This is a genomic window from Kitasatospora sp. NPDC057512, assembly GCF_042802135.1.
Taxonomy (GTDB): Bacteria; Actinomycetota; Actinomycetes; order Streptomycetales; family Streptomycetaceae; genus Kitasatospora.
Genome location: NZ_JBHVET010000932.1, coordinates 1 through 2757 on the forward strand (window position 1 = coordinate 1; position 2757 = coordinate 2757).

Genomic DNA, 2757 nt, shown 5'->3' on the forward strand with positions numbered 1-2757 from the left:
GCCGGCCGTCGGGGTGGGTGATCACGACATTGCCGGACCCGTCGGCGTCGGGGGTCAGCCGCAGGTCGTACTGGGTCGACCAGCCGGCGCCGAACAGTCCGCCGCGGCGCGGATCGAGGCTGTTGTACGTCCGGGCCACGGTCAGCGGGGGGCCGACCACCGCGACGGTGGCGTCCACCGCGGCGGAGAGGTAGTCGCCGGTGGCCGGGTCGAGGTCCAGCCCGGCACCGTCGTCGGAGCCGCCTCCCAGGTGGGAGGTGATCTCGGGCTGCGGCACCGAGGTCAGCAGCGCCACCGGGTCGGTGGCGGGGCTGTAGCCCTGTGAGTCGTGCACCCAGCCGTGCCACCAGTACGTGCGGTTCCAGCTCAGCGCACCCGCCGGGACCGTCCAGGTCGGGTCGGACCGGAGGCCGGAGTCGACGCAGCCGGGGTCCGTGTTGGCGGGGTTGCCGTCCGTCTTGTGATCGCAGATCTGGACCTTGTACTGGAGGTCGCCCTGCCCGGGGACGGCGTGGATGCCCCGGGCCCACAGGGCGGGACGCAGCGTCGGGCCGGAGTAGCCGTTGGGCGGGTACAGATCGGTCAGGATCGGCGGGACCTTGAAGACCTCCAGCCGGATGCGGGCCGGGGGGATCTGCTCGTCGATGAAGTTGGCGACGTTCCGCCGGATCATCGTGAAGTCGATGAGGTAGGTGCCGGCGGTGAGGTGGAAGTCCGGGCTGCCCGGGGTGCCGGGCTCGGAGTGGATCCTCGCGTCGAACGTGACGGAGGCACCGGGGTCGACGGTCGTGCCGGCGGGGATCGGCGCCGCCTCGCGGGAGTCGACCGGCGCGCCGTCCGCGGTGTACACCCGGTACGCGAGCGCGTAGTCGGCCGCGGTCCACGGCCGGGCGCCCCGGTTGGTCGCGGTGATCTTGACCGAGCCGCTGCTGCCCTCGGTGACGTACGGGTGCGGCACCGGGTCGTCGATGCGGTACTCGGCGTTGTACGGGGTGTGGGTGACGAAGAGCCGGGGCGCGTTCGCGGTGCGCAGGCCGGTGAAGGTCTTCCAGGCCGCGGGGTCGTCCGGGGCCCGCACGACCAGGCCGAAGTTCGCCCCCGCCCCGCCGCCGGCCCAGCCCTGCACGGTGTCCCGCCCGGCGACGCCGAGGTCCATGCCCTCGCCGGTGGTGGGGCACGCCGAGGAGGACGAGCCCGGGGCTATCGAGCCGTGGGCGAAGGAGGCGGAGGCGAGGGCGTCGCCGAAGGCCGGGGAGCCGGTCGGCCCGGCGCCCCACGGCTCGGTCACGGCGTGCACGGTGACGGGTTGCGCGGCGCAGGACGGGGCGTCGTAGTTCACCAGCCAGAGCTGCGCGCCGAAGACCTTGTGCCCGAGGATGTTGCCCGGATTCGCCGGGTCGGTGAGGCCGTCGAAGGCGAGGTAGCTCGCGGCGTAGCCTCCGTTGCGCCCGACCCGCAGGGTGTTGGTGTCGTTCACCCGCCGACCGTCGGCGACCACCATGTTCGAGTTGCTCGCCGGGGCGTCGACGGCGACGGCGACGGTGACCGGGAACTCCCGGGCCGGGTCGGCCAGCCAGCCCCGGTCGACCTTGATCCGCAGGGCCGGCCGGCCCGTGGACCCGACCAGCTCGACACCGGCCGCGCGGTCGGCCGCACGTCCGCCGGCGCCCTCGGCGAGACCGGTGAGGATTCCGGCCCGGCGCGCTCCGCCCTCGTCGAACAGCGCGAGGTCGTCGCCGTCGGCCTTGGCGGTCAGCCCGGTGAGCCGCAACGGGAGGGTCCATTCGGCCGGCGCGTCCGGGGAGTCGAGCCGCAGTTCCGCCGCGAGGCCCCCGGGCAGGGCCGCGAACCGGACGTCGGCGTCGCGGCGGACCTGTGGGTACTCGACCCGGTCCCCCCGGGCCGCGCCCGCGGCCGGTGCGGCGTCGGTGACGCCCAGGGTCAGCGCATGGGTGTCGTCGTACCGCAGCAGGGCCTGCCCGCCGTCGGCGAGGGTCGCGGGCAGTTCGGTGCGCACGGAGTCCGCGGTGTTGCGCCAGCCTCCCCGGGTGTCCTCGACGGGCCGCAGGGTGGTGTCGATCGGGGCCCAGGCTCCCTCCGGCGTCCGGTAGTTGACCGGTGCCGACGAGTACTGGGTGGTCAGCGTGCCGTCGGTGTTGCGGAAGGTGACCTCGTTGCGCCCGCGGGCCTGCGGCAGCTCCTGGCTGGTCTTCGGGTCGTACCCGGTCACCGTGGCCGGGGGTGCGGCGACCTGCTCGGCACTCGTCCGGTCCGGCGCGGCCCCGGGCAGCCGCACCGGCGGGTACTTCGCCTGTTCCGACACCGCGGCCGCCTGGTTGGCCGGGCCGGTGGTGTCCGTGCCGCCCGCCTCGGCCGTTCCCCAGTGCTGCCGGGGAGCCGCCGCGTCGACCCGGTCGGCCGCGCCGGGCCGGCCGCCGGGCGGGGCGAGGCCCGGCACCACGGCGGCGAGCAGCGCGCCGGCGAGCAGCACCGAGGCGAGGCGGGTGGCACCGAACCGACGGACGACGCGAGCGGGACCGGCCACCTCGGGCACCTTTCGGGGGAAGGGAGATCCGGTGGGCCCGACCGGAAAGCCGGTACGCGCAGCGGAATGCCGCACAGCCGTACCCGGGGGCCGGATCGAATCATGGCCACTGCCGGACACGGCCGGGAGGAAGGGAACCGGAAGCTCACCGGAAACTCGGCGGAACCGGACCGCCGTTCCTTTCCGCCGCCGCGCGCCGGACGGTACGTTGC

The 2757-nt window shown here is 75.0% G+C and carries 1 protein-coding gene; it reads right to left on the reverse strand.

All coding sequences use genetic code 11. The features are described 5' to 3' along the window. Nucleotides 1-2545: DUF6531 domain-containing protein (locus ACFU6K_RS35915; protein ID WP_380670362.1), on the reverse strand; the 2545-nt coding region annotated here is incomplete at its 3' end. Nucleotides 2546-2757: the final 212 nt, after the last annotated feature.